Annotated in this window: 24 protein-coding genes; 6 read left to right on the top strand and 18 right to left on the bottom strand. The window is 34.6% G+C overall.

What is annotated here, in order from left to right; genetic code table 11:
- Positions 1–112: 112 nt before the first annotated feature.
- A complete protein-coding gene (locus BK579_RS13455; protein ID WP_078546242.1) occupies positions 113–289 on the bottom strand; it encodes a zinc-finger domain-containing protein in 177 nt (58 codons plus the stop codon).
- 66 nt (positions 290–355) lie between these two features.
- Positions 356–1,018, bottom strand: a complete 663-nt coding sequence (locus BK579_RS13450; protein WP_078546240.1) for a ribonuclease H family protein — start codon at positions 1,016–1,018, stop codon at positions 356–358.
- 778 nt (positions 1,019–1,796) lie between these two features.
- On the opposite strand from BK579_RS13450, the gene BK579_RS13445 reads away from it, so the two are divergent.
- Positions 1,797–2,189 (top strand): reverse transcriptase-like protein, encoded by a 393-nt coding sequence (locus BK579_RS13445; protein WP_078546238.1) that lies wholly within the window; start codon positions 1,797–1,799, stop codon positions 2,187–2,189.
- A 14-nt stretch (positions 2,190–2,203) separates the two neighbouring features.
- Positions 2,204–3,130 carry a DMT family transporter gene (locus tag BK579_RS13440; protein WP_078546236.1) on the top strand — a complete coding sequence of 309 codons (927 nt, stop codon included), beginning with the start codon at positions 2,204–2,206 and terminating at the stop codon, positions 3,128–3,130.
- Between the two features lie 58 nt (positions 3,131–3,188).
- Here BK579_RS13440 and BK579_RS13435 read toward each other — a convergent pair whose 3' ends face one another.
- Positions 3,189–3,467, bottom strand: coding sequence for a DUF6123 family protein (locus BK579_RS13435; RefSeq protein ID WP_235848427.1), 279 nt, complete (start codon positions 3,465–3,467; stop codon positions 3,189–3,191).
- A 62-nt stretch (positions 3,468–3,529) separates the two neighbouring features.
- On the bottom strand, positions 3,530–3,991 hold the full coding sequence (locus BK579_RS13430) for a divergent PAP2 family protein (protein ID WP_078546234.1): 462 nt from the start codon (positions 3,989–3,991) through the stop codon (positions 3,530–3,532).
- A gap of 99 nt (positions 3,992–4,090) precedes the next feature.
- Here BK579_RS13430 and sspL point away from each other — a divergent pair, with 99 nt between their 5' ends.
- Positions 4,091–4,231, top strand: coding sequence for a small, acid-soluble spore protein L (gene sspL, locus BK579_RS13425; RefSeq protein ID WP_078546232.1), 141 nt, complete (start codon positions 4,091–4,093; stop codon positions 4,229–4,231).
- 205 nt (positions 4,232–4,436) lie between these two features.
- Here the strand turns inward: sspL and BK579_RS13420 are convergent, their stop codons facing one another.
- From BK579_RS13420 to BK579_RS13380, 10 genes are all read right to left on the bottom strand, one after another.
- Positions 4,437–5,300, bottom strand: coding sequence for a 5'-3' exonuclease (locus BK579_RS13420; protein ID WP_078546230.1), 864 nt, complete (start codon positions 5,298–5,300; stop codon positions 4,437–4,439).
- Between the two features lie 218 nt (positions 5,301–5,518).
- Positions 5,519–5,653 carry a hypothetical protein gene (locus BK579_RS26745; RefSeq protein WP_268876466.1) on the bottom strand — a complete coding sequence of 45 codons (135 nt, stop codon included), beginning with the start codon at positions 5,651–5,653 and terminating at the stop codon, positions 5,519–5,521.
- Between the two features lie 117 nt (positions 5,654–5,770).
- On the bottom strand, positions 5,771–6,604 hold the full coding sequence (locus BK579_RS13415) for a sulfurtransferase (RefSeq protein WP_078546228.1): 834 nt from the start codon (positions 6,602–6,604) through the stop codon (positions 5,771–5,773).
- Positions 6,605–6,639: 35 nt separating this feature from the next.
- Entirely contained in the window at positions 6,640–6,903 is a 264-nt protein-coding gene (locus BK579_RS13410; RefSeq protein ID WP_078546226.1) for a DUF2533 family protein, read from the bottom strand.
- Between the two features lie 33 nt (positions 6,904–6,936).
- A complete protein-coding gene (locus BK579_RS13405) occupies positions 6,937–7,725 on the bottom strand; it encodes a nucleotidyltransferase domain-containing protein (protein WP_169891138.1) in 789 nt (262 codons plus the stop codon).
- Positions 7,715–11,395 carry a dynamin family protein gene (locus BK579_RS13400; RefSeq protein ID WP_235848426.1) on the bottom strand — a complete coding sequence of 1,227 codons (3,681 nt, stop codon included), beginning with the start codon at positions 11,393–11,395 and terminating at the stop codon, positions 7,715–7,717. Before BK579_RS13400 ends, BK579_RS13405 begins: the two co-directional genes overlap by 11 nt.
- 411 nt (positions 11,396–11,806) lie before the next feature.
- Positions 11,807–12,379: an isoprenylcysteine carboxyl methyltransferase family protein gene (locus BK579_RS13395; RefSeq protein ID WP_328589276.1), complete on the bottom strand. Its 573-nt coding sequence runs from the start codon at positions 12,377–12,379 to the stop codon at positions 11,807–11,809.
- Positions 12,376–13,476, bottom strand: coding sequence for a type III polyketide synthase (locus BK579_RS13390; protein ID WP_078546222.1), 1,101 nt, complete (start codon positions 13,474–13,476; stop codon positions 12,376–12,378). Before BK579_RS13390 ends, BK579_RS13395 begins: the two co-directional genes overlap by 4 nt.
- A gap of 365 nt (positions 13,477–13,841) precedes the next feature.
- Positions 13,842–14,387, bottom strand: coding sequence for a GNAT family N-acetyltransferase (locus tag BK579_RS13385; protein ID WP_078546220.1), 546 nt, complete (start codon positions 14,385–14,387; stop codon positions 13,842–13,844).
- A gap of 66 nt (positions 14,388–14,453) precedes the next feature.
- On the bottom strand, positions 14,454–15,227 hold the full coding sequence (locus BK579_RS13380) for an SDR family NAD(P)-dependent oxidoreductase (protein WP_078546218.1): 774 nt from the start codon (positions 15,225–15,227) through the stop codon (positions 14,454–14,456).
- Between the two features lie 580 nt (positions 15,228–15,807).
- Here BK579_RS13380 and BK579_RS13375 point away from each other — a divergent pair.
- From BK579_RS13375 to BK579_RS13365, 3 genes are read left to right on the top strand one after another with little or no spacing between them, the layout of a single operon-like run.
- Positions 15,808–15,963, top strand: coding sequence for a cytochrome c oxidase subunit 2A (locus BK579_RS13375; protein WP_078546216.1), 156 nt, complete (start codon positions 15,808–15,810; stop codon positions 15,961–15,963).
- Positions 15,964–16,018: 55 nt separating this feature from the next.
- A complete protein-coding gene (locus BK579_RS13370) occupies positions 16,019–16,492 on the top strand; it encodes a cytochrome c oxidase subunit II (protein ID WP_078546214.1) in 474 nt (157 codons plus the stop codon).
- Entirely contained in the window at positions 16,489–18,138 is a 1,650-nt protein-coding gene (locus BK579_RS13365; RefSeq protein WP_078546212.1) for a b(o/a)3-type cytochrome-c oxidase subunit 1, read from the top strand. The genes BK579_RS13370 and BK579_RS13365 overlap by 4 nt, the downstream gene beginning before the upstream one ends.
- Positions 18,139–18,219: 81 nt before the next feature.
- Here BK579_RS13365 and BK579_RS13360 read toward each other — a convergent pair whose 3' ends face one another.
- The 4 genes from BK579_RS13360 to BK579_RS13350 all read right to left on the bottom strand — a co-directional run bounded on the left by BK579_RS13360 (position 18,220) and on the right by BK579_RS13350 (position 23,865).
- A complete protein-coding gene (locus tag BK579_RS13360) occupies positions 18,220–19,737 on the bottom strand; it encodes a carboxypeptidase M32 (RefSeq protein WP_078546210.1) in 1,518 nt (505 codons plus the stop codon).
- A 49-nt stretch (positions 19,738–19,786) separates the two neighbouring features.
- Complete coding sequence (locus tag BK579_RS13355) at positions 19,787–21,739, bottom strand: ATP-dependent DNA helicase (RefSeq protein WP_078546208.1); 1,953 nt, start codon at positions 21,737–21,739, stop codon at positions 19,787–19,789.
- Positions 21,740–21,864: 125 nt separating this feature from the next.
- On the bottom strand, positions 21,865–22,038 hold the full coding sequence (locus BK579_RS25290) for a DUF3921 family protein (RefSeq protein WP_139365099.1): 174 nt from the start codon (positions 22,036–22,038) through the stop codon (positions 21,865–21,867).
- A gap of 684 nt (positions 22,039–22,722) precedes the next feature.
- Positions 22,723–23,865: a THUMP domain-containing class I SAM-dependent RNA methyltransferase gene (locus BK579_RS13350; protein WP_078546206.1), complete on the bottom strand. Its 1,143-nt coding sequence runs from the start codon at positions 23,863–23,865 to the stop codon at positions 22,723–22,725.
- Positions 23,866–23,935 lie beyond the last annotated feature (70 nt).

Raw genomic sequence — 23,935 nt, 5'->3', positions numbered from 1 at the left:
TATTATTTGAAGAAACATAGAACGAACTTGGGTTAACTTTTTCTTGCAAATTAATAAGATTATGCAACAAAGTCTATTCCACATGAATGATATATTAAAAAAGGATTAATATTTATGAAAGTTTTTTTCCGTACTCTCTTAGTAGCTCTCCTACAGTACATTTCTTAATACAGAATTCCTGCGCATATGACTTACTATATTCTTTCCGATGATGTTCTCTTACAAAGCATTCCTGACAGTATGTATCAAGTAATTCACCAACCTCCGCAAGTATTTGCTTTTTATCCATGACATTTCAACTCCTATTTCTTAATCATATATCATCTTTTGTTTAGTTTATGATGATTAGGCTTATCTACTTACCATTTATTTCTAATTTACTTGATACAATTACACCCTCAAGCGCCTGTGTTGCTAGTTTATCTGTCTCTGAATTTTGTTTTCTTGGGATTGGGCTATATTCAGGTCGTATACCTAGTTCCTTTAGTTTTTCCTCTATTCGGTCTAACCATTTATTCAATACATCTTCAAAACATGGCCAATCTCCTGAAAGTTGATTCAAAACCACCTGCGAATCGCCTTTAAACGTAACCTTTGTATGTCTTACACCTATTTCTTCAAGCTTTAATACCGTAAACCAAAATGCAGCATACTCAGCTTCGTTATTTGTTTCTAATTCATCAAATACTTCATTGGCTCTGACTCTATACTCTCGATTATTTTGTATATAATATATAGCCGACCCTAAGCCTGCCTTATTTGTATTAAGATCAAACCCACCATCAAAATAAGCAACGATGTTTTGTGGTTCGGTTTCAATTTCTTTAAGTAGCTTTGTTAATTCTTTTTTTGTCCACTTTAGATGTTGTTCATCATAAAAATGAAGCTCTTTGACACGACCAGTTCTTTCAAAATCATCTGAAATTTTTAATGCATCTGCAGCTAACATCATTTCTGAGGTAAGAAGTACCTCCATATTTTTTGGTGTTTTATAAATCCATTCTATCATTACTTTCATATAACTTCCTCCTCTCTCATTAACTTCATTTTTCCATTAATCCTTCTTAGGTATACTACTTTCTTTATGCAAGTGATTATTTGCACCCTGGAGTATTAAAATCGTGCACTGCCTAGTGTGGAATGAGCGAAGAACCACACGACTCCTGTGGGGATTTGGCGGTCTCCTGAGAAACCGCAGGAGACCGTACCTGGCGAATATGAGGCTCACGGGCCACCCCGCGGAAGCAGGTGGATCGCAAACCAAAGGTATTTCCAGGGTAGACATCCATGTTAAATAAGTATTTCGCACCATGGTGTATGAAAAAATGTTTCCTCCTCAATGTGGAATGAGCGGAGAGCCACTCATCTCCTGCGGGATCCAGTGGTCTCGTGAGACCCCGCAGGAGATGAGCCCCTGGCGACGAAGAGGCTCACGGACCACCCCGCGGTATCCCGCAAGTGGATCGCAGCTCATGGAACTCCACAACCAAAGTTATTTTCAGGGTAGACCTCTATGCTAATTAAAATTAGCACCATGGAGTAGGAAAAATTATACTTAGCTTAGTGTCTAGCTTCAGGTGCTATCGGCTCTCAGGTCTAAGTCAACCCTTCTAGAAGGTTAAAGAGCAACTTTCTAGCAGTCTCGCCTTATGCCTGTCGCCGATGATCGAGCGCCTTCCGTTTTTCTTTTTTCAGGGTAGACACCTCCTAAATACAATTTATAAAAAGTTTAGTTTGGTTAGAATGTTTAATATATGATAAACTACATTATAGTTTTTTTAAGGGGGATATGGCAATTGATTGAGGTGTACATTGACGGCGCTAGTGCCGGCGACCCTGGTCCATCTGGTGCCGGTGTTTTTATAAAAGGTAATGGAATTGTTGAAAAATACTCATTTCCTTTAGGTGAGATGAGTAACCATGAAGCTGAGTATTATTCGTTGTTAAAAGGACTTGAGATTTGTATTGAGAAGGGTTATACAGTTGTATCTTTTCGTACAGACTCTCAATTAGTTGATCGTGCCATAGAAAAAGAGTATGTAAAAAACAAGACATATGCACCATTGTTGCAACAAGCATTAGATTACTCGAAAAAGCTCGATTTATTCTTTTTAAAGTGGATTCCAAGTAGTCAAAACAAAGTAGCAGATCAATTAGCAAGAGAAGCAATCATAAGAAACAAAGAATAAGAGGTTTATACTACATGAAAAAAAATATAATTGCGGATTTATGTTTATTGTTTGTAGCATTTATTTGGGGATCAACATTCGTTATTGTCCAGAATGCAATTTCTTTTTTAGAACCATTAACATTTAATGCACTAAGGTTTTTCTTAGCAGGTTGTTTTCTTCTTGCTTGGCTGCTACTATTTTACCGTACTCAATTTAGGGCGATAAATAAAAAGCAACTGTTGTCTGGAGCAATCATGGGATTATGGTTGTTTGGCGGATACGCATTACAAACATTTGGATTACTATATACAACATCTTCTAAAGCAGGCTTTATTACAGGATTGTCTGTAGTCCTGGTGCCTTTGTTCGCGATGTTCATCTTGAAACAAAAACCTAAGCCTAATGCTATTCTTGGGGTAATTGTAGCAACAGTGGGATTATACTTCTTAACAATTGGTGATTCTTTCGGAGTAAATCAAGGAGATTTGTTAGTATTTTTCTGCGCCATCTCGTTTGCACTACACATTATTGTCACTGGTAAATATAGTTCTTTTTATCCTACATTACTTTTAACTGTAACACAAATATTTACTGTAGCTTTGTTGTGTACGGTGAGCGCAATACTTTTCGAAGATTGGCAAGTCATTTTTGATCGTCAGACTATTTTGCAAGGCGAAGTTGTTTTTGCACTTGTTATCACATCATTACTAGCAACGGCAATTGCATTTTTTATTCAAACCAAATTTCAAAAGTTCACTACCCCTACCCGTGTTGCATTGATTTTCGCGATGGAACCTGTTTTTGCGGCGTTAACTGGAATCTTGGCTGCTAACGAAGCTCTTACCATCATTGCTATTCTAGGATGTCTTTTTATATTTATCGGAATGCTCTTGGCAGAACTACCTCAAAAATTTTTATTGAAAAGAAAAAAAAATTTTGAAGAAAAAATTGAACTTTAATAATCTAACTAAATTCTAAAATGAAAATGTGTCTGAAACTATAATCAGACACATTTTTTTATTTCATTATCCCTTTTTCAAAAGCTATTTGTAGTCCTTCTTTTCTTTTTGTCACTTGATTTTCTTTAAACATCTCGAGTAAAGAAACAAAAAAGCTACCATCAAATTCCTTTTGCGCCTTTAAAGTAATTTCTAGCGCAGTGTTAACAAGTTCATCACTTGAGCCTGTATAATGCTGTCCAAATGCAATAAATCCCAATGCATCTTCACCAAGCTGAAAGCCCTTTGAAGTTAAATAATCAAGATATTCGTTCACGGTTGTCACTGATTTCACCAAAATTCTCATCATCCTCTAAATGGAATAGATGTTTCCATTTTAACGCATTTTTTGTCGAATGACTATGATTTTTTGGTTAATAAATATCCAAGTGTTCCCGTAAGCATACCAAAAAGTGCCCCACCTAATACTTCTTCGGGTTGATGACCAAGCATTTCTTTTAGTCTCTTTTCTTTTTGATCATGAAAGTGATGATCTTCAGTCCCTTTCAATCTTTCCAATTTCTCATCAATTTGATTAACTTTTAAAGTTATTTCTCCAGTTTGTCTACGAATTCCTTGTGCATCATACATAACAATAAGACCAAATATGGTCGATAATGCAAAATCAATGGTAGGAAGGCCACGTTTTAGTGCAACAAAGGTAGCAAGTGAAGACACACCCGCTGAATGAGAGCTTGGCATTCCGCCCGTTTCCACAAAAGTACCCCAATCCCACACACCTGTTTTCATTTTTTTGATTGGAATCTTCAAGAATTGGGCAAGTCCGATTGTAGCGAGCGCTGTATAAATTCCTTTATTCATTCCTCTTCACCTCAACTATAGTTTCCAAGTATTATTAGCTTTCTATACAGAACATATAACTGCAATTGATGGAAAGAATAAGTTTTGGAGGTGATTATAATGGCAAAACATCAAGGTAAAAACCGTGGTATAAAGGCACCAGGTGTGAATCCACAGGGCTATGGGCAAGATGCAGAATTAACGGAGAATCCTAAAAGTGAATTGGAACAACGTGCAAAGAAAAGTAATACAAAAATATAAGAAAAAAGCGAAATTAGCTTTTTCAAACTGCTGACTAAAGGTTAATTTCAGGCACACAGGAAGAAAGCTGATAACCTTCGCTAATTATTTCCTATGTGTCATACTTTTTAGAAGCTGTAGTAATTAGCACAATACAAAAGATTCTTATTAAAAGAAAAAACAGACGAGAGAAATCTCATCTGTTTTTTCTTTGGAGAAACAATCATTAGCTTATATATTGATTTAACCCTTTAAACTCAAGTTCTGTAATTTTCGACCGGACTTTTTCACTGTTAATTTTAATCAATGCATCTTCTAGTGCACAAGAAACAGGCACATCACATTTAATTTCAGCAAGCTTCCTTGAAAGGTGAAGCATCTCTAGATCCTCTCTAATTTTGGTTTGCTGCCCTTTAGGTAATGAATGTAGGTTTTCTAATATTCCCTCTATTGATTGGTATTGCTGAATTAGTTTCATCGCCGTTTTTTCACCTATTCCACGAACTCCAGGGTAATTATCACTACTATCACCCATTAGTGCTTTTATATCGATCATTTGTTTAGGTGTAATTCCTTTTTCGGTCATAAAAATTTCATTTGTGTACTCCTGGTAATTTCCAAACCCTTTTTTCAATAATAAAACTGAAATGTTTTCATCAATTAACTGTAATATATCTTGATCACCTGTTAAGATCATCACATTTGCCTGATGACTATAAAGTCTAGCAAGCGTCCCTATACAATCATCTGCCTCATAACCAACTAGACCTACATTTGGAATATCAAACGATTCTACTACTTCTTTTACTAAATCGAATTGTGGGATTAACTCAATTGGAGCTTCTCCTCTATTAGCTTTGTATTCATCAAAAAGTTCATTTCGAAATGTAGAACTACCCATATCCCAACAGCATACAACATGACTTGGATTATAGGTTTGTATTGCAGTCATCATATGTTTGATAAAGCCATGAATTGCATTTGTTGGAATACCTTTACTATTTATCATAAAATATCCACTCATTGCAGTGGCATAAAAAGAACGAAATAATAGTGCCATACCGTCTATTAACATTACATTATGTCTCATATAGACTCCTTTCAACAATCAGTTTAATAGAAACCATTTACTATTATAACATATGTGGTTGGTGAAAGAACATATAAGAAATGCAGGCCACTTACCTACCGATACGGATAAAACAGAAGCTAAAGATACTGCGTTTGAGCGCCAACAAGCGTAAAAGGACATAAACCTCTGTAAAAACTAAAAAAACACTAGGGAAAATACACCTAGTGGATTCTAATCTATTTATTTTTTTCAGTCATCATTTTCTCGGTTTCCACCTCAGAATATAAAGCGAAATCACGTTTTAACTCTTTATTCTCTATTTCATCTGTCAAATCTGCTACTTTTGCTTTTTTTTTGCTTTCTTCTGCCATCTCAAATTCATCCTTTCGAATTTACCGTATTTATGATTATCATCTGAGATCAGCGGTTAAATTATGTAATTACCTTTTTACATATTTTTTACCATAGGAAAAACTTTCTGCGAATTATCACTTCATTGTTCTGATTGGGTTTTCGGGATATGTAATCCAATCACTCCAACTACCTGGGTAAAGCTGTACATTCTTAAATCCTAATTCATTTAAAGCAAGTACATTGGGACAAGCTGTAACGCCAGATCCGCAGTAGACAACAACCTCTTTGTCCTTATCAAGATCTGTAAACAAATCCTCAAGTTGCTGCTTATTCTTCCATTTTTGATTATCTAAAACATCTTTCCAAAAATGATTAATTGCTCCTGGAATATGGCCAGCCTTGTTATCAATAGGCTCTTCAATACCTTTGTATCTTATAGCTTCTCTAGAGTCTATTATGTACCCCTTATTCTGCTGTATGCTCTGTTTTACATCCTCTACATTTGCAACGAAATGTTGTTGTTGATTAGGAATATATTCTAGCTTTTGAAATTGTGGAATTTCTTTTGTTATCGGTAATCCACTATTGATCCAAGCTGAATATCCCTCGTCTAACACAAAAACCTTTTTATGGCCTATGAAACGAAGAAGCCACCATAATCTCGAGGCAAAGGCACCGGCTTGATCATCATAAGCTATTACAGTTGTTTCAAAAGTAATTCCAGCAGCGCCTAGTTTTTCAGAAAAATCTTGGATATTAGGGAGAGGATGTCTTCCACCGTGTTCTTTAACTTCACTGGATAAATCCTTGTTCAAATCAAAATACAGTGCACCTGGTATATGTCCTTCAAGGTAATCGTTAAATCCTTGAACTGGGTCCGTTAAATGAAAACGACAATCAATTACCTTTATATTCTCAGAAGAGATATTTTCGTTTAACCAAGAAACACTAACAATATTTTCCGACATATCCTTCCCCACCTTCGATATCTTAGTATCCTTTTTTAGGTTGTTTTTCGATGTGCGTATTCAATGACCATTTCCTTTGTTACAAGCTTTCTTGTTGGAGCGATCCCGTTTTTAGCCAATCGATTAATTTCGGCTGTAACACGGTTTATTCCTTCTACGGAGAAATCTTTGTTTTCTTTAGCTAAAGCTACAGCCTCAGCAATAAAACTTTCCCTTTGTTGCTCAAGTCCAAGAAAAGTTTTAACAATCTCATGTTGTTTTTGTGAATGTTTTGATATAGCTTCGTGTACGTTACTCATTTTTGTCCTCCAATTGTAGCAAATCATTCATACTCAGATTCCTAAAATATCCCATACTATATGATTTACATCTTGCTTATTTATTTTTGATTCTGGTAAAAGCAATTCCTTCTCATGAAGCAACTCATGCTCTTGGCTTAAAAAACGATATATCTCATTTACCTCGTGTTCCATTATAATTGATTTTGGATTATCAATGCCAGCCTGTTTTTTTCGAACTACCATCATATATAAAGCCTTTTGTGATTCAGTATTTGATGTTAATTCAATTAATTCTGATAAAACAACTGGTGGTAGTAACTGATATTTTAAGATAAATTGAGCAGCTAGTAAGGCTCTTATAGCCTGGATGATTGTTTTTAAATCGGTATAGGAGACGGTCTCCTTTTCCCTTATTACTTTTATAGATTTTAAATTTGATTTTAAAATTTTTCTATAGTGGATAAATAATGTCTTGCGAGAATAGAATTCTCTCGCTAAATGACGAAATTGGTCTATTCCCTTTACTTTCTCGAAATAAATTTCAGGCGAAAAGAGAGCTTCATATAAGGATGGATTAGATTTAATAAGCAGTGGTCCGACCTTTAATAAGTCCCAACCATGAAGTTCAAGTTCAACATCGTATTTTTCCACAATTGAATCACTTGATTTTACGACATTAAGATAATTTCTTAAGCTATTTACATAGATGAACCTAATATCATGATCAGAGTTTGCCGTATCTGTTCCATACGCTCTGCTGCCTGACTCAGAAGCAAAAATTACCTCTACCTTATATTCACTTTCTAAGTGTTGAATTGCGTTTATTATTTTACGTCTCACTTCTATTCTCCATTTTTAATAGAGATTCTTTTATTTTTTCCAAACTTTCTATATCCAAGTGATCTGATAATACTTCTTTCATTCCAGAATAATAATCAGTTACTTCTTGGTTCATTCTTATCTTTGTTAACTCGGTATAATTTGTAAATTGTTTATGATAAAATTCTTCTAATTTTAGTTTATTTTCCTCTAAGTAATGCGCAACTGGCTCCTGAAGTAACTCATAAATTTTATCACTCATTAATTTCTTATCATTTTTCTCAAAAAAAGACTTCGGATTTTTAAATAGCGATAAAGCTTTTTGATACGGAGCTGTATTAAGATTTTCTAGTCCATTTTCAAATTTGATTTCAGGAAAATCATATGAAACGGCTTTGGTTAAAATAAGATGCTGTTCTATTTCATTTATCATTCTATTTACATCAATTAATGCGTTGTTTATTAATGTGTTTATATACTTTTCAACTCTTAATGAGGTTGCTCTCATCTCCTGAGAAAGGTCAAAACCAATTGTTTCCGTTAATTCATTAAAACAAGATTGAAGGGTTTTCTTCAAATTTCTACCATCATCCTTTAGTACTGCTGGATTAAAGGATTCTTTAAAAAAGTCGGGGTATCTTAGAAAGACTCTTTGTTTAATATAAAATGTGAGCTCCGTTATTTCTTGTCCTAATCCGTATCTTTCCATAGCGAAGTCTAAGTCTTTAATATTTTCTAATATTTGTTTTTCCTGCTGAATAATGATTTCTAGTCGCTTCTTTTTCTCATCTTTGTCAGTCCTAGCTTCTCCTAGATAGTATTCAACCGTTTTACGTGCTTTCGCAATATCTTCATAAGCAGAATTAATTGTCATATCGATAAGTTCTGAATCGATAAACCCTTTAAAATCTTCTTCAAATCGATCCATAGGAGATGAGGTAACACCAAGCTCCGAATGTTTATTATGATTTAACTTTTCTCTTAACGCTAACTTACTTGATAGCGGATATAGTCTAGGTGATCTTATCCCATATTCAGTTAACTGCTGTTCAACGTAAGTCTCAACATCCTCTAGTTCTTCGTCTGAAGCTGCTAAGTCAGCTGCATTTATGATAAAAAACATCTTATCCATACTAAAAGTATCTTTAACTCTTCCTAATTGAATTAAGAATTCTCTATCTGCTTTTGAAAATGCGTGATTATAATAGGTCACAAATAAAACTGCATCAGCATTTTTGATATAATTAAAGGCCACACCTGTATGTCTAGCATTAATAGAATCAGCTCCAGGAGTATCAACAAGTGTGATTCCTTTTCTAGTTACTGGGCTATCATAATAAAGCTCAATCCATTCTACGAAACAAGCTTTTTCTTCTACTGCAACGTATTCTTTAAAGTCTTCAACACCTACTTTTACTTGTTCACCAAGCGACGCTATAAGATTGTCGTACCCACTACTAACGGCTTTTAAAAAGCGCAGATGTGGTTTTTCCTTCGCTTCAGGTTCGTTAGTCACTTTGGTTATTATATTTAGTTGATATAAAGCCTCGGTCAAACTAGTAGCTTCTTTATTAAAAACACGTAATGAATGAACCAAATCATCTAATAATTGTTCACTTGATTTCAACTTTACAATTACTGTCCCATGAGGGTGTGTGCTCGTTGGTGGTTTAATTTTATTAATTGTTGCTGTTGTTGGATTTGGGGAAACTGGAAGCACTTGTTGACCTATTAAAGCATTGGCGAACGACGATTTCCCTGCACTAAATGCACCAAACAAAGCCACGGTAAACTGATTATTCTTTAGCCTCTCCGCTTTTGTATCCATATCACTACAAAGAGTTGATAAACCTCTTATTTCTTTAATCTCGTTTTTAGCAGCCACTAAATGATTTACAGCAAGGTTAGCCCGCTCCTCACTATTTAATTCTTTTTGAGTATTTTTTTCCGAAGAAACTTTTCTCAAATAATTAAGCTTTTCACTTCTTTTCTTTAGGGCTTTATCTTTAGTAGTTGATATTTGGATTTTTCGATCTTCCTCTACTACTGCACTAATATTTATCTGATGGTCGTTTTCACCACCATCATGTAATACTTTTTGTAAATACTCCTTATACTCTTCTTGCTCCTTTTGATAATCGGATAACTTATTTAAAGCCTGTTGATAGGTCTTATATTTCGATAATAATTTCCTCATACTTGCTAATTCACGCTCAGTATTTTTTCTTAGTAAAACCTTTAGTTCTTCTGTCAAAGAATTAGCAATATTTCTATATTGTTTTTTAATTTCTCTCACAACATCATCAGTATAAGTTAGAACATAATCTCCTGTTAAACGAGCCCCTGTTTTAAAGCTATTTATAAGAATATCCTTGCTGATTACAATGTCAAAATCAGCAACTTTATGTAACAAGCTTGTAAGTTGATGTTCAGTAAAAAATTTATTCACATAATCTTTAATATGCCATATGAGTTGAGAAGAAACTCGTTCCATCAAATCACTATAAAACTGCTCGAGACGCAACTCTCTTTCTTGATCTGTTTTTGCCTTGGAAAATAGAAACCCAACCTTAAATCCTTCTTGACGAGATTCAATGTAGTTTTTCGCAAGCTCTCTTGTTGAAAAAGGCATTAAATATGCATTACTTAGAATGTTATTGATTCCATCATAAAACTCAGAACTTATTCCTTCGACCTTTTGAGTTTGTTCATTAATATTATTTTCCGTCTGAAAAATAAGATCAATAACTGATTCTTCTGATCCAACTTCCTCCATCTCATTAAGCGTTTGTTCCCATTGAGATTTCTCTTCTTTATGAAGTTGATCACGATGTAAAAGATGTTCCCGAATGACTTGTTGACTTGAATTCATGACACTATCTATAAGCAGTTGATCTTTATTTTTAATTGTTTCTGTAATCAATAACTTCAGTTTATTTAATTGATTATGTTTATCATTTTGATTTCTCAAGCTTGTATAGAAATAACCATCTGGAAATACTCTATAATCTTGAAAGGCCTGCACAACACTTTCTTTAAATTGATCAAAGCTTAACTCTGATTCTTGGTGCTTATCAATTTGATTAATAATTAAATAGAGTGGCTTTCCTCTATCTTTCATTTCTTTCGCAAACTGAAAATTGAGCTCAGATTGGACGTGATTATAATCCATCACATAAAAAATAATATCTGCTAAATGAAGAGCAGATTCTGTTGAAACTCGATGGGCATCGTCTGTAGAATCTATTCCTGGAGTATCCATAATAGTTACTCCTTTTTTGAGTTTTGTCATCTGATGACTAATTTCAATGGAATCCACTTCGTCTCCATCTTTTGCATATTCCTTAATTACTTCATAATCATAGGGTGCTGGATATTCAACGATGTCACCTTGTTTATAGTGAACCCTTGCATAGTCAGGTCCTTGTTTAACCATCACTAAGTTAGCACTTGTTGGGATTGGACTAGATGGCAACAAATTTTCACCTACTAATTCATTTATCATACTCGATTTACCGGCAGAAAAATGTCCACAAAACCCAATCATAAATTCTGATGAATCTAACTTTCTAATTAGTTGTTTTAACTTAAATGCATGATCTTTATCATGACTTATTTCCTGATACAAATATACTAAATTATGTATTATTTCTGACTTAACTTCTTTAGTGCTCTCCATTGCCTTAACCATGGTCTGTCCCCTTATTCCCTTTTTTATAAACATATTTAGTATTTTACTCTATTCGCAATTATTTTAAAATGTATTTACAACATTTAGATAATAAAAACAAAAGATAAGTTGTTCGATTAAAAGACCTTACATTTTTTATAAAAAAACATTTAAAAAAAACCAAGAATAATATCCTTGGTTTAAAGTGTATTTATGTAATCCAGTATTATTTAGTTGATGGAATGATGGTGTCGATTTGGTTTCGTCACACGTTTTAATACAGTATACATGATAAAACCATATATCACTATGGTACCTAAGATAAACATACCTATCACGTATCGTCACCATCTCATAGTTTTTTATAAACGATATTGATAATTAATATCAATAACTTCATTTTAACTCTAAAGAGAATGATTTTCAATACCTTTACTCTCTTTTAAGCAATTTAGGCTGTGGAACAAACCGATTTTTTTCAGAAAAATGATCTTTATAATTAGTTAAGCTCGATAATGCCCTTTCCTCAGTTGGAATGCGAATAGAAAGCACAAAAATGTTTAGTAAAGTGAAGACGACAGCTGTGATATATGCATTGTACAGAAGTGGTATCAACACTAATTCTAGTGCAACAATGACATAATTAGGATGCCTTAAATATTTGTAGGGTCCCTTTTTCACAATTTCTTCATTAGGTAGTATGATAATTTTTGTATTCCAGTATTTTCCTAAACTTTTAATTACCCATAGTCTTAAAAGTTGTGTTAAAACAAAAAAACATAAAATCACTTTAAAGGCAGACGATATCTGGACACCCTTTATAAACACTTCAAAAAAATAAACTACAAAAAATAAGGTGTGAATAGCTACGATATACTTATAATGGCCTCCACCAATTTCATAAGCTCCTTTTTTCTTCATCCAACTCTCATTTCGATGGGCTATATAAAGTTCAATCATACGTTGTGTTACAAGGTATAAAACAAAAAGAACAAAGTAAATCAATTTAGTTTCCTCCATTGCATCAATAATAGCTCAGAACTAAATCCAGGACCAAGTGCGACTGCTAAACCAAGATCTTGATCTGTAATGTCATCTGACAACATAAACTGCCGTAAAACATAAAGAATCGTAGCAGACGACATATTACCATAATTTTTTAGGATTTCAGAAGAGATTTTCGTTTTGTCTTTTGAAAAACCAAGTGCAACTTCATACGCATGAATTACTTTTTTTCCACCTGGATGTGCTATAAATTGCTTAATCTGTTCTAAGCGAATATTATTCTCTGACAAAAAAGATACAACATTATCTTTTAACCAATTACGTATAATGGTCGGTATATCTTTAGAAAAAATAACATATAACCCTTCATTCTTAATATCCCAACCCATCACATCCTCAGAATGAGGCATTAACGTTGATTGTGTATTTAAGATTTCAGGAATTGTTGACAAGTTACTTATTGCACCTATATTAACGTCGTCTCCTACCATACAAGCACATGCTACTCCATCGGCAAATAATGATGTCCCAATTAAGTTGCTTTTTGTGTGATCATTCCTTTGAAATGTTAAGCTACAAAACTCTACCGACAACACCAGCACTTTTGCATTCGGATATGCTTTACAATAATCAAATGCTCTTGCCAACCCAGATGCACCACCGGCACACCCTAATCCCCAAATTGGGATTCGCTTCGTATGTGGTGAAAAAGGAAGTTTATTCATGATTCTAGCTTCTATACTTGGTGTACTTAAACCGGTTGTTGATATAAAGAAAATAGCCTCGATTTCTTCCGTCTCAATAGGTGTTTTTAGAAACATAGAATCACCTAAACAGTTTTCTATAGCCTCAACACCAAAGTTTATAGCATTATGTATATAAATATTGTTTTTATCTTCCAAGCTATGTTCATCTTTAAACCAGTCCATTGGTTTAGTTAAATTTCGTTTTTCAATTTCTCCATTACTAAAGACTTTTAACAAACGTTCAATGTCTGGATATGCATCATGAAACAATTCTTTCGCAAATTCAGTTGTTGTCTGTTGTAAAATTTCATATGGAGGATTTTTTTGTCCTACGGATATTATTGATGGCATTATAACACCCCACTCATCTGATAGAGTTACTATTTTCCAAAGTAGGTGTTAATATACATAAAGCAAGGCGAAAACGCTAGATCAGCCCTACCAGAAAGATGGAGAACACTGACTAGAAAGCTCGTTTCCGTCTGATGGTCTAAAAAGCTCTTGAGAGGCTAGGCGTTGAGGCCAGACACATAAACCAAATTAATAATATTAAAATTGTATTTAAGAAACAAAAAAAGGCTTCCCATATGATTATTGGGAAAGCCAACGTTTTAAAGGAGTTGTTGCTGTGCTATTTCATTATAGCTCATCATTTATTGTTAATCATTAGTTAATTTTTGGTTAAGTTAACTAATGATTACTTTTTTTGAATCTAACTAAGTGAAAAACTTTGCCATCCATATTTCATCATCATACTTACCATTTAAGAATACTTGGTCCTTTTGGCGCCCTTCCTCGAGAAAACCATATTTACTATAAAGGGAAAATGCCACATCATTTGATGCGAAAACAGTTAAACATAATTTTCGTAGTTGATTTGTTCTACACCAATCAAATGTATATTCCATAATTTGTTTACCAATCCCAAGCCCTTGAGCACTTTCCACTAGCCATGTTCGAAATATTCCCACATGCCTCTTCATGTCAAGTTCTCCTCTTAACACTCTGGCGATTCCTACAACGTCTTCATTTCTAAGCACTGCTACATACATATTATTTTTTTCATTCACTTCTTCGATAAATTGTTGTTCTTGTTGAAGAGTTCTAGGTGCCTCTTTTTGTATGAATACACCAGTATCAATAATTTCTTTCACAGCAAGGATGATTTGGTTAGCATCAGTAGATACAACTGGCCTAATAGAATATGTTGATCCATCCCTTGTAGTTGTATCGATTCTACTTAAGGTTAAAGTCACTAACATACCTCCCTTATAAAGTTAGTATGTCAACTAATTACCGATGCACTCAAGGTAGTTCTTAGTTGTATATCAAAAACCTTGTATAGTCATTCCTCCATCAACGAATAACGTTTGACCTGTCACATAATTACCGGCATCAGAAGCAAGAAATACTGCTGGTCCTACTAATTCCTGTAGCTCACCAATCCGTTTTAAAGGAGTTACATCAAGAATGTCTTTGACATATTGTTGATCTTGAAGTAATTTTTCTGTTAATGGCGTTTTAAAGTACCAGGGTCCAATAGAATTCACGTTGATACCATATTTACCCCATTCAAGTGCTAAAACTTTTGTCATTTGAATCATCGCAGCTTTAGTAGCTGCATAAACAACTCCCGTTCTAAGAGCAACATGTCCTGCAACCGAAGAAATATTAATTATTTTCCCACCATTTTTTTGTTCCTTCATGATTTTCCCGACTTCCTGTGACATCATAAAGGCAGATTTCAAGTTGGTATCCATAATTTTACTCCATTCCTCATCTGTTACATCTATTGCTTGTGAACGTATATTCATTCCAGCATTATTAACTAATATGTCTATACAACCTGCTTTTTCATAGATCTTGTGTACAGCTCTTTCAACCTCTTCTCGGTTTGTTACATCAGTAACTACTGGAAAAGCTTTTCTTCCCAACATAATAATTTCTTCTGATACAGATGTTAAATTACTTTCAGTACGAGCAAGAAGAGCAACATCAGCACCAGCCTCGGCTAAGCCAATAGCGATTGCTCGTCCAATTCCACGACCAGCCCCTGTAACGATGGCCACTTTATTCTCCAATTGAAAAGATGGTAAAAACATTGTATACCTCCTAAAAATTCTTTAACTTATAGAGTTCCACACATGTTGTATATTCCCTTTTAAATAATGAAAATCACTGTATAGAAAACAGTGATTCCTTTTGAATTTATTTTTGGTTATTGATTTCTATACAATTCACTTCACTATTACCACATTTATCGCAATTTTCATTTGCATCCAATAGTAATGAATGACATTTAGAACAATAATATCTCTTCATATAAAATCCACCTTTTTATCGTTTTAATACAATATATGCGATTACCTGTCTTTTTGACTTCAGATAATAAGAAACCAATACTATACATATTCATTTTCAGTATTAGTTAGAACGCCTAACATTCAGGATTTTAGATTCTGATTTTGCCAGATACTCCTATCCATTTCACAATATTTTCACATTTGTTGTAAGCCTTTTGTGATTAATATCACTGTTAAACCAATTTTACACAGTTATCATAGTGTTAAACTCATCAATGAACATTTTGTGAAATCACAAAAACGGTGTTTTATTAAAAAAATAGTTTTGTATGATGAAAATGTATCCACTGGAATTAATAACAAAGGGGGCTTAAAAGAAATGCCAAAAGTAGAGGTAAATCAAGTAAAAAAATTAAAGTCAAAAGTTGAAGATCGATCTTCATTAAAAGGTACTTTAGCATCTGTATTTTTACTTGGGTTTTTCTTAATCGTAACATGGGTTGGAGTCTATTTTCTTTTTTTAGATCGACTGTAATTTAGCCTTTGTATCTATTATTAACCAATTAATTAATTTTATAGGGGGAAGAGCCATGCACATACATAAATTTGAAAAAATATGGCTATTTTTTGGTATCGGAATGTTAATCGTATTTTTAACAACTGTAGGAATAGGTGCGTTTGCCATGGGGCATCAGCCAGCCAGTAATATACAGACTATTGATCCTGAGAAAGTGCATGAAACAGCGCCTTTCGATAATCCTGGAGTAAAAAAAGTTGGAGAAAATCAGTATGAAGTCGTCATTGTTACAAGCGCTTTTGCTTTCACACCAAACACAATTACTGTTCCAAAAGGAGCGGAAGTAAAGTTCATCGTCGCAACAACTGATGTTGTTCATGGATTTCAAATCGCTGGAACGAATGTGAATATGATGGTTGAACCTGGTTATATAAGTAAATACACGCAAACATTTGATGAAACCGGCGAATTTCTTATTCTCTGTAATGAATATTGTGGAGCAGGACATCATTTAATGAATGCAAGAATTGAGGTGATTGAACAATGATGAAAACAGATGTTGTTGCGAAGATGGATGGAAAATTAGCAATGGCACACATATATGTTGCCTTTATCGCTTTATTACTTGGAGGCACTGCTGGACTTTTGCAAACTCTAGTCCGTTCTGGTAAATTCATTCTCCCTGCTGGGATTGGCTATTATCAATTACTTACTGTTCATGGTGTCCTTTTAGGACTTGTACTAACTACTTTCTTTATTATTGGTTTTCTTTTCGCAGGCTTAAGTAAAACATCTGGGACTTTATCAGATAAAGTGAGAACATGGGGTTGGGTTGGATTCTGGTTTATGACCTTTGGTACTTCTTTAACCGCAGGTGCCATTTTAACTGGTAAAGCTTCAGTATTATATACTTTCTATGCTCCTTTAATGGCTCACCCTACATTTTACATTGGGTTAGCACTTGTGGTGGTAGGAAGTTGGATAAGTGGCTTTGCTATGTTTGCTCATTTTGCAAAATGGAAGAAACAAAATCCCGGCAAAGTTACACCTTTATTAAGCTATATGGCGATCTTAACTATGATATTATGGTTAATTGCAACACTTGGAGTCGCTGCTACAGTTTTAATTCAATATATTCCGTGGTCCTTAGGTTTAGTTGATACAATCGATGTATTGATTAGTCGTACATTATTTTGGTATTTTGGGCACCCGTTAGTATATTTCTGGCTATTACCCGCTTACATGGCATGGTATGTTATTATTCCAAAAATAATAGGTGGAAAAATCTTTTCTGATTCTTTAGCAAGACTGTCATTTGTATTGTTCTTATTATTCTCAATTCCTGTTGGCTTTCACCATCAGTTAACTGAACCTGGTATCGCCCCTTCTTGGAAATATTTACAGGTTATCTTAACCTTTTTAGTAATTATTCCATCTTTAATGACTGCTTTCTCAATGTTTGCAACCTTTGAGTTATATGGCCGTTCTAAAGGAGCAACAGGACTTTTTGGTTGGTTTAGAAAGCTCCCTTGGGGAGATGCAAGATTTTTTGCTCCTTTTATGGGGATGCTCATTTTTATCCCAGCTGGAGCAGGCGGAATTATTAATGCTTCACACCAATTGAATCAAGTGGTCCACAATACCATCTGGGTAACAGGACATTTTCATTTAACAGTAGCTACTACGGTCCTACTTACGTTTTTCGGGATAGCTTATTGGTTAATCCCTCATCTAACAGGAAGAGTCATGACTAAAGCTATGAATAAATTGGCCATTGTTCAAACCATTGTTTGGGTGGTTGGTATGACGTTTATGTCTTCAGCCATGCATTTCGCCGGCCTACTAGGAGCACCAAGACGATCTGCTTTCTCTACGTATAATGATTCTGCACAGGCAATTGATTGGATTCCCTATCAAATTGCTCAAGCTGTAGGTGGTACGATTCTTTTCATTGGTATCATTTTAATCATTATAATAGTTATAAATCTTTCTTTCTTTGCTCCTAAAGGTGAAACAGAATTTCCTATCGGTGAAGTAGAAGAAGCAGCACATGCAACTCCTATGATTTTGGAAAACTGGAAGCTTTGGGTTGGAATTGTGATCGTTCTTATTTTAGTAGCGTATACAATACCGTTTATAGATATGATTCAGAATGCACCACCAGGGTCAAAAGGATTTAATAATTTATTGTAAGCAGTAAAAGCTGTTAGTATAAACTGACAGTTTTTACTTTGTTAGAACTAAAAAGGAGCAGAGATTTCTCTGCTCCTCATTTTATAGTTGATATATGTTTTGATATTTTTCTTTCAAGTAAGAAATAAGGTGTTCTGCATTTAGACCTTCCCCTGTTACATCTTGTAAAATCTCCAGAGGTTTCTTGGACTTACCAAAACGATGTACCTTTTCTGTTAGCCAATTACGAATGGTTAAAAGCTCACCTTCTTCAAGTAATTGATCAAAGTTTGGAATATCTTTTAACATTGCTTGCTTTATCTGTGCAGCATATATATATCCTAATGCATATGATGGAAAATAACCAAAACTTCCCCCAGACCAATGAACATCCTGAAGAACTCCCTTGGCGTTACTTTCAGGCTTAATCCCTAGGTATTCCTCATATTTTTGGTTCCATATTTCAGGTAGATCTTTTACCTCAATCTCCCCATTAAATAATCCTTTTTCAATTTCATAACGAACCATTACATGTAGTGGGTATGTAAGTTCATCTGCTTCAATCCGAATCAGTGAAGGTTTCGATTCGTTAATTGCACGATAGAATTCATTCACAGTGATATCATCAAATTGACCATTAGAATAGCTTTTTAAAAGATCGTAGTTTTGCTTCCAGAATGAAAAGCTTCTTCCAATGAAGTTCTCATAAAATAATGACTGTGATTCATGAATCCCCATGGATGTCCCTGTGCAAAGTAAGGTCCCAATTAACTCTTCTGCTATATTTTGTTCATAGATAGCATGTCCACATTCATGAATGGTTCCAAATACGGCAGTTCTGAAATCTTGTTCATCATAGTTGGTTGTTATACGAACATCCCCAGGGTTAAGTCCAGTAGCAAAAGGATGAACAGTTTCATCAAGGCGTCCTGCATCAAAATTGTACCCCAAGCCTTTTAACAGCTCTAAACTCAATTGTCGCTGTTTATCTTTAGAAAAGGAGTTAAATAAAAATCCAGTTTCCGGTTTATGCTCTGAATTTGCAATTTGTTGAACTAAAGGGACAATACTCTTTCTTAGTTGATCAAACACTTGATCTAGAACATCCACAGTTACACCAGGCTCATACATATCTAGCAGTGTATTATATTTATTCCCTTCATATCCCCAATATTCAATAAAACGTTTATTGAACTCAACAAGTTTTTCCAAATAAGGTTGAAATAGCGGAAAATCATTTTGTGATTTTGCCTCTTCCCAAACTGACTCTGCTTTTGATTGAAGAATCACATACTCCTTATATTCCTCTTGTGGGATCTTTTTATTACGGTCGTAATCTTTTTTACATTCTTCTAATGTTTTCGAAGTGACACTAGTAATTTCATCACTATTCAAATACGGTGATAGCTTTGCAATATAAGCAGCCATTTCTTCAGATGTAGACATTTTAAACACTTCGGAAGAAAGTAGTCCAATGACCTCTGAACGCTGTTCAACCCCTTTTTTAGGTGCTCCTGTGCGTAAATCCCAATACATCAAGCCAATAGCTTCATTATAACTGGTCATTTTTTTGACATAATCTAAAAATTGTTTTTCTGCCTTTTTTATATCAACTGACATTCAAATCCCCCATTTCGATTTATCTACTTACACTTTTCTGCAAAGATTCTTAAAATCCTTCTCCATTCAAATCGGATACTTTCGTAGGAAGAACATTGATGATTTTTTCATAAACTAACTGATCTAGATTATCCGATCCAAAAATCGTTATAATACCTTGATCCTCATGTGTACGTATTAATCTTCCTACTCCCTGTCTTAACCTAAGTAGCATATATGGTACATCAACCTCTAAAAATGACTCTTCGACATTTTTTCTTTTTGCTTGGAATACTGGATCATTCGGTGGAAATGGTATAGACCAAATAATGACATTTGAGAGAGAAGGCCCTGGAATGTCTAGACCTTCCCATAGATGCACCGAACACAAAATACTTTCTTCGTTATTTTGAAAGAGTGAAACCAATTTACTAATTTCTTGTTCTCCTTCAAATAAAAATTGATATGAAGAATGATCTTTAACACTTAATTTAAACTGCTCTAATTCTTCTTTGGAGTTAAATAAAATAAGTGCTCTTCCATTAGTTTTTGAAAGCTGTTGTAATGTAATCTCCAATTTTGCAGAAAATTCTTCATCACCTTCAGAAACCTTAGGAAAATAGATTTTCATTTGCTCATCATAATCAAAAGGAGAGGCAACCGAAAATGATTGATATTTCTTTATTCCAAGGCTAGTGGAGATATAGTCAAACGAGTTATTCTCAGATAGTGTCGCAGATGAAAAAATAAATGGAATGTTCTTAGTAAATACCTTCTCTCGTAAAATCTCCTCAACTGCTCTCGGCATGATTACAAGGGTATGTCTTGCATTTCCATTCGACTCAACCCATGTAATAACATCTTCTTCTTTAAGGAGAAGACTTAATGAATATTCCATTTGGTCAATATATTCGTCAACAATGTTTAATTCATAATGGTCTATTGTATATAGTTGGCTTTCAAAAACAAGCCCTTCCCCGATTCCTACTAACTGCTTATGTAATGTCTTAATCGCTTGAGTTAACTTATCTGTACCAATTACATCCATACGATTAGAACCTTGTACTGAAATAGAATGACTACGTAGGAGATCAAAAAATAGATTATTTTGTTCAAGTGTATCTTCTATAAGTAAAGCAAATTCTTCTCTTATATCATTTTCTAATACTCTACTAAGAAGCGTTTCTAGAATTGATTCATTCACTCTGTAAGTTAGAGCCTTTTGAGCAGAATACTCTAATAAATGCCCCTCATCAAATACGACACAACTACTCTCAGGTAACAGTGGCAATTGACCTTCTCTTTTCCGAGCATCAATAGTCCATACATGCTCCATATAAAAGTCATGTGAACAGATGATCAAATCACTAGCCTTCCGATAAAAATCCCTTGATAATGTTTGTCCACATCGGTGTCTTACAGGGCAAGAAAAGCAATCTTGAAAAGTATCCCACCCAACATGCTCCCATTCTTGATCAGACACATTAGGATACTCTTTTCGGTCACCGTAATGGTAAAATTTCTGTAAAGTTGAAGATTCGTTCACAAATTCAGGTAAATCACCATGGATATTAAGAAATACGTCAGAATCATGAACTTCAATGGCCTTATCTAGCTTCTGAAGACATAGGTATTGATCTTGTGATTTAGCTAAACGAACATCTACATTCAACCCAAGTGCTTCTGAAAGCTTGGCAATGTCTCCTTCTTTTTTGACTAATTGTTCAATTAACGATTCATCTGCACAGGAGATGATCGCAGGTTTGCCAGTATACCTTGCATAACAAATAGCATATAGCAAATATACAAATGTTTTCCCAGTACCTACTCCGGCCTCAGCAAAGACAATTTCCTTATCCTTGAATGCACGTTCAAGTTGAAAAGCCATAAAAATCTGCTCGTCACGTAATTCATAGCCTTTCTCAGGGAGAATGTCGTAGAATACATCGCCGATCCATTCATTCATTTTATCAAAAAAATTGTCAGTTTTAGATATTTGAAAGGGTAACTTCTCTCGAATCATAATTTCATTTCCTCCAGCCTATAATCAACACACTAATTTATTATTATCAAACACATAGTCTCTGTAGTCAAACTAAAAATAAAAAAACCTGGCTTCAGGCCAAGTTTTTTTAAGAAATGTTTGTTTTACTTATTTATTTGAACCAGATAATCTTTTTCAACAGATGTTGCATGTGATAGTGCCTGCAAAAGTTCATCCTGAGCTTGTTGAACAAGTTCATTTTCAATTCCTTCTTCTTGAAGTGCTTGATTGGAGACTTGCAGAGCTTTTGAAATTTTATCGAATTCATAATGATTCATAATTCTCACTCCTACTTATCTTTAGAGGTTTATGTAACCCACAATAGACATTTTATGTAGGGTGAAATAATTTATTCATGGCAATCCTCAAAAAACTTACTTATGTAGACGGGTTCCGACAGCTACGGTTCACTTCATCCAGATGAGCAGAAACTTTTAGATTCTATGATGCTAGATAATCGTTTACATAAAAGTCTACCCTGAAAATAACTAAGGATGGAGAGTTCCATGAGCTGCGATCCACCTGCATTCCGCGGGGCGGCCCAGTGAGCCTCCTCGTCGCTTTGATCCACTCGCGGGAAACCGTGGACGTCCTTGAGCCTCCCGTCACAGGGGCTCCTGCGGGTTTCACTTAATTGCTTCATCCCGCAGGAGTTAAGTGGCTCTCCACTCATTCCACATAGAGTAAGTAAACATTTTCATTTATGCCCAAAACAACTGGTTGTCATGTGCATATAATTTACAAGAATATAAGATATAAGGAGAGATGAATTTGTATTATCCTAACATGAACTTTTCAAGTCAATATGACCCTCTATCTAGTTATTACTGGTTACAGTATCCACCAATTTTTTATACCTCGTATTATTTTTTAGAGCAATCCCATCCAATAATCATAGTTCCCGGCGAATATGCGCCTAGTAATGTTTTTGTACCAAGTATTTAGATTCGCCTAAAATTAATTTATTCAACGTTTCTCGGAGGTCGCTTCCCCCAATATTGATAATAATCCGTCCTAATGAACCCATTAAATAGCTTTCTTTTCTTTGTTGCCGGCTTACCGTATAACTTTTCGAATTCAGGATGTGATGTTAGCATATATATGGACCATGTATCATGAGGCGCAAAGGCTTTACCCATTGCCTTATACATGTTTTCAACTTCCCTCTTCTCACCTATCCGTTCACCATATGGTGGGTTGCCTACAATAACACCATATGGTTTATTTGTTGTAAAATCACTTACCTGCATTTGCTTAAACTTAATTATATCAGCGAACCCAGCTTCTTCAGCATTATTTGTAGCTATATTGATCATTCGATGATCAATATCAAATCCTTGAATGTCAAGAGGTTGATCATAATTAGCTAAGTCTTCTACCTCTTGTCTAGCTTCTTGCCAGATTGACTTGTCAATCCAATTCCATCTTTCTGATACAAAATCCCTATTAAAACCTGGGGCGATATTTTGCCCTATTAATGCAGCCTCAATTGGAATGGTACCTGATCCACAAAATGGATCAACGAAAGGCTTGTCCGGTGTCCAATTAGTTAATTTAATTAAAGTCGCCGCTAATGTTTCCTTAAGAGGAGCTTCCCCTTGGCCTGCACGGTACCCTCTTTTATGTAAACCAACCCCACTAGTATCAATGGTTAATGTTGCAATATCTTTATGTAATGCTACTTCAATTCTAAATAGTGGTCCTGTTTCTTCAAACCAACCTGTTTTTCGATAATGTTTTTGCAAACTATCAACTACTGCTTTTTTCACAATACTTTGACAATCAGAAACACTAAACAAAGTTGATTTCACAGATTTTCCGATAACTGGAAATTCGGCATCTTCGGGAATATATTGCCCCCAATTCAATGCCTTAGTTTTTTCGAATAATTCATCAAAAGTTGTTGCCTTGAATTCACCGATTTTCAGCTTTATTCGATCAGCTGTTCGAAGCCAAAGATTTGACCTACATATTGCCTTTTCATCAGCAACAAAGGTTATTTTTCCATTTTCAACAGTGCAATCATAGCCTAGATCTTTAACTTCCTTCGCAACAACTGCTTCAATGCCCATTGCAGCAGTAGCTATAAGTGTTACTTTTCCCATTGTTTTCACCTAACTATCTTTATAAGTTTTTATTTTGTTTCTTCATGAACAACAGCCTTCCACTACCATA

The organism is Litchfieldia alkalitelluris, assembly GCF_002019645.1.
Classification (GTDB): domain Bacteria; phylum Bacillota; class Bacilli; order Bacillales; family Bacillaceae_L; genus Litchfieldia; species Litchfieldia alkalitelluris.
The sequence above is the reverse complement of the archived record's forward strand: the minus strand, read 5'-3'. Positions and strand labels throughout refer to the sequence as shown.

Coding starts and splice junctions, on each gene's coding strand:
- BK579_RS13365 (WP_078546212.1), top strand. CDS start 16,489: ATGATGAAAACAGATGTTGTTGCGAAGATGGATGGAAAATTAGCAATG.
- BK579_RS13370 (WP_078546214.1), top strand. CDS start 16,019: ATGCACATACATAAATTTGAAAAAATATGGCTATTTTTTGGTATCGGA.
- BK579_RS25290 (WP_139365099.1), bottom strand. CDS start 22,038: ATGAATCATTATGAATTCGATAAAATTTCAAAAGCTCTGCAAGTCTCC.
- BK579_RS13390 (WP_078546222.1), bottom strand. CDS start 13,476: ATGCCATCAATAATATCCGTAGGACAAAAAAATCCTCCATATGAAATT.
- BK579_RS13455 (WP_078546242.1), bottom strand. CDS start 289: ATGGATAAAAAGCAAATACTTGCGGAGGTTGGTGAATTACTTGATACA.
- BK579_RS13375 (WP_078546216.1), top strand. CDS start 15,808: ATGCCAAAAGTAGAGGTAAATCAAGTAAAAAAATTAAAGTCAAAAGTT.
- sspL (WP_078546232.1), top strand. CDS start 4,091: ATGGCAAAACATCAAGGTAAAAACCGTGGTATAAAGGCACCAGGTGTG.
- BK579_RS13355 (WP_078546208.1), bottom strand. CDS start 21,739: ATGATTCGAGAGAAGTTACCCTTTCAAATATCTAAAACTGACAATTTT.
- BK579_RS13450 (WP_078546240.1), bottom strand. CDS start 1,018: ATGAAAGTAATGATAGAATGGATTTATAAAACACCAAAAAATATGGAG.
- BK579_RS13420 (WP_078546230.1), bottom strand. CDS start 5,300: ATGAGACATAATGTAATGTTAATAGACGGTATGGCACTATTATTTCGT.
- BK579_RS13440 (WP_078546236.1), top strand. CDS start 2,204: ATGAAAAAAAATATAATTGCGGATTTATGTTTATTGTTTGTAGCATTT.
- BK579_RS13415 (WP_078546228.1), bottom strand. CDS start 6,604: ATGTCGGAAAATATTGTTAGTGTTTCTTGGTTAAACGAAAATATCTCT.
- BK579_RS26745 (WP_268876466.1), bottom strand. CDS start 5,653: ATGGCAGAAGAAAGCAAAAAAAAAGCAAAAGTAGCAGATTTGACAGAT.
- BK579_RS13410 (WP_078546226.1), bottom strand. CDS start 6,903: ATGAGTAACGTACACGAAGCTATATCAAAACATTCACAAAAACAACAT.
- BK579_RS13430 (WP_078546234.1), bottom strand. CDS start 3,991: ATGAATAAAGGAATTTATACAGCGCTCGCTACAATCGGACTTGCCCAA.
- BK579_RS13380 (WP_078546218.1), bottom strand. CDS start 15,227: ATGTTTTTACCATCTTTTCAATTGGAGAATAAAGTGGCCATCGTTACA.
- BK579_RS13350 (WP_078546206.1), bottom strand. CDS start 23,865: ATGGGAAAAGTAACACTTATAGCTACTGCTGCAATGGGCATTGAAGCA.
- BK579_RS13360 (WP_078546210.1), bottom strand. CDS start 19,737: ATGTCAGTTGATATAAAAAAGGCAGAAAAACAATTTTTAGATTATGTC.
- BK579_RS13385 (WP_078546220.1), bottom strand. CDS start 14,387: ATGTTAGTGACTTTAACCTTAAGTAGAATCGATACAACTACAAGGGAT.
- BK579_RS13400 (WP_235848426.1), bottom strand. CDS start 11,395: ATGGTTAAGGCAATGGAGAGCACTAAAGAAGTTAAGTCAGAAATAATA.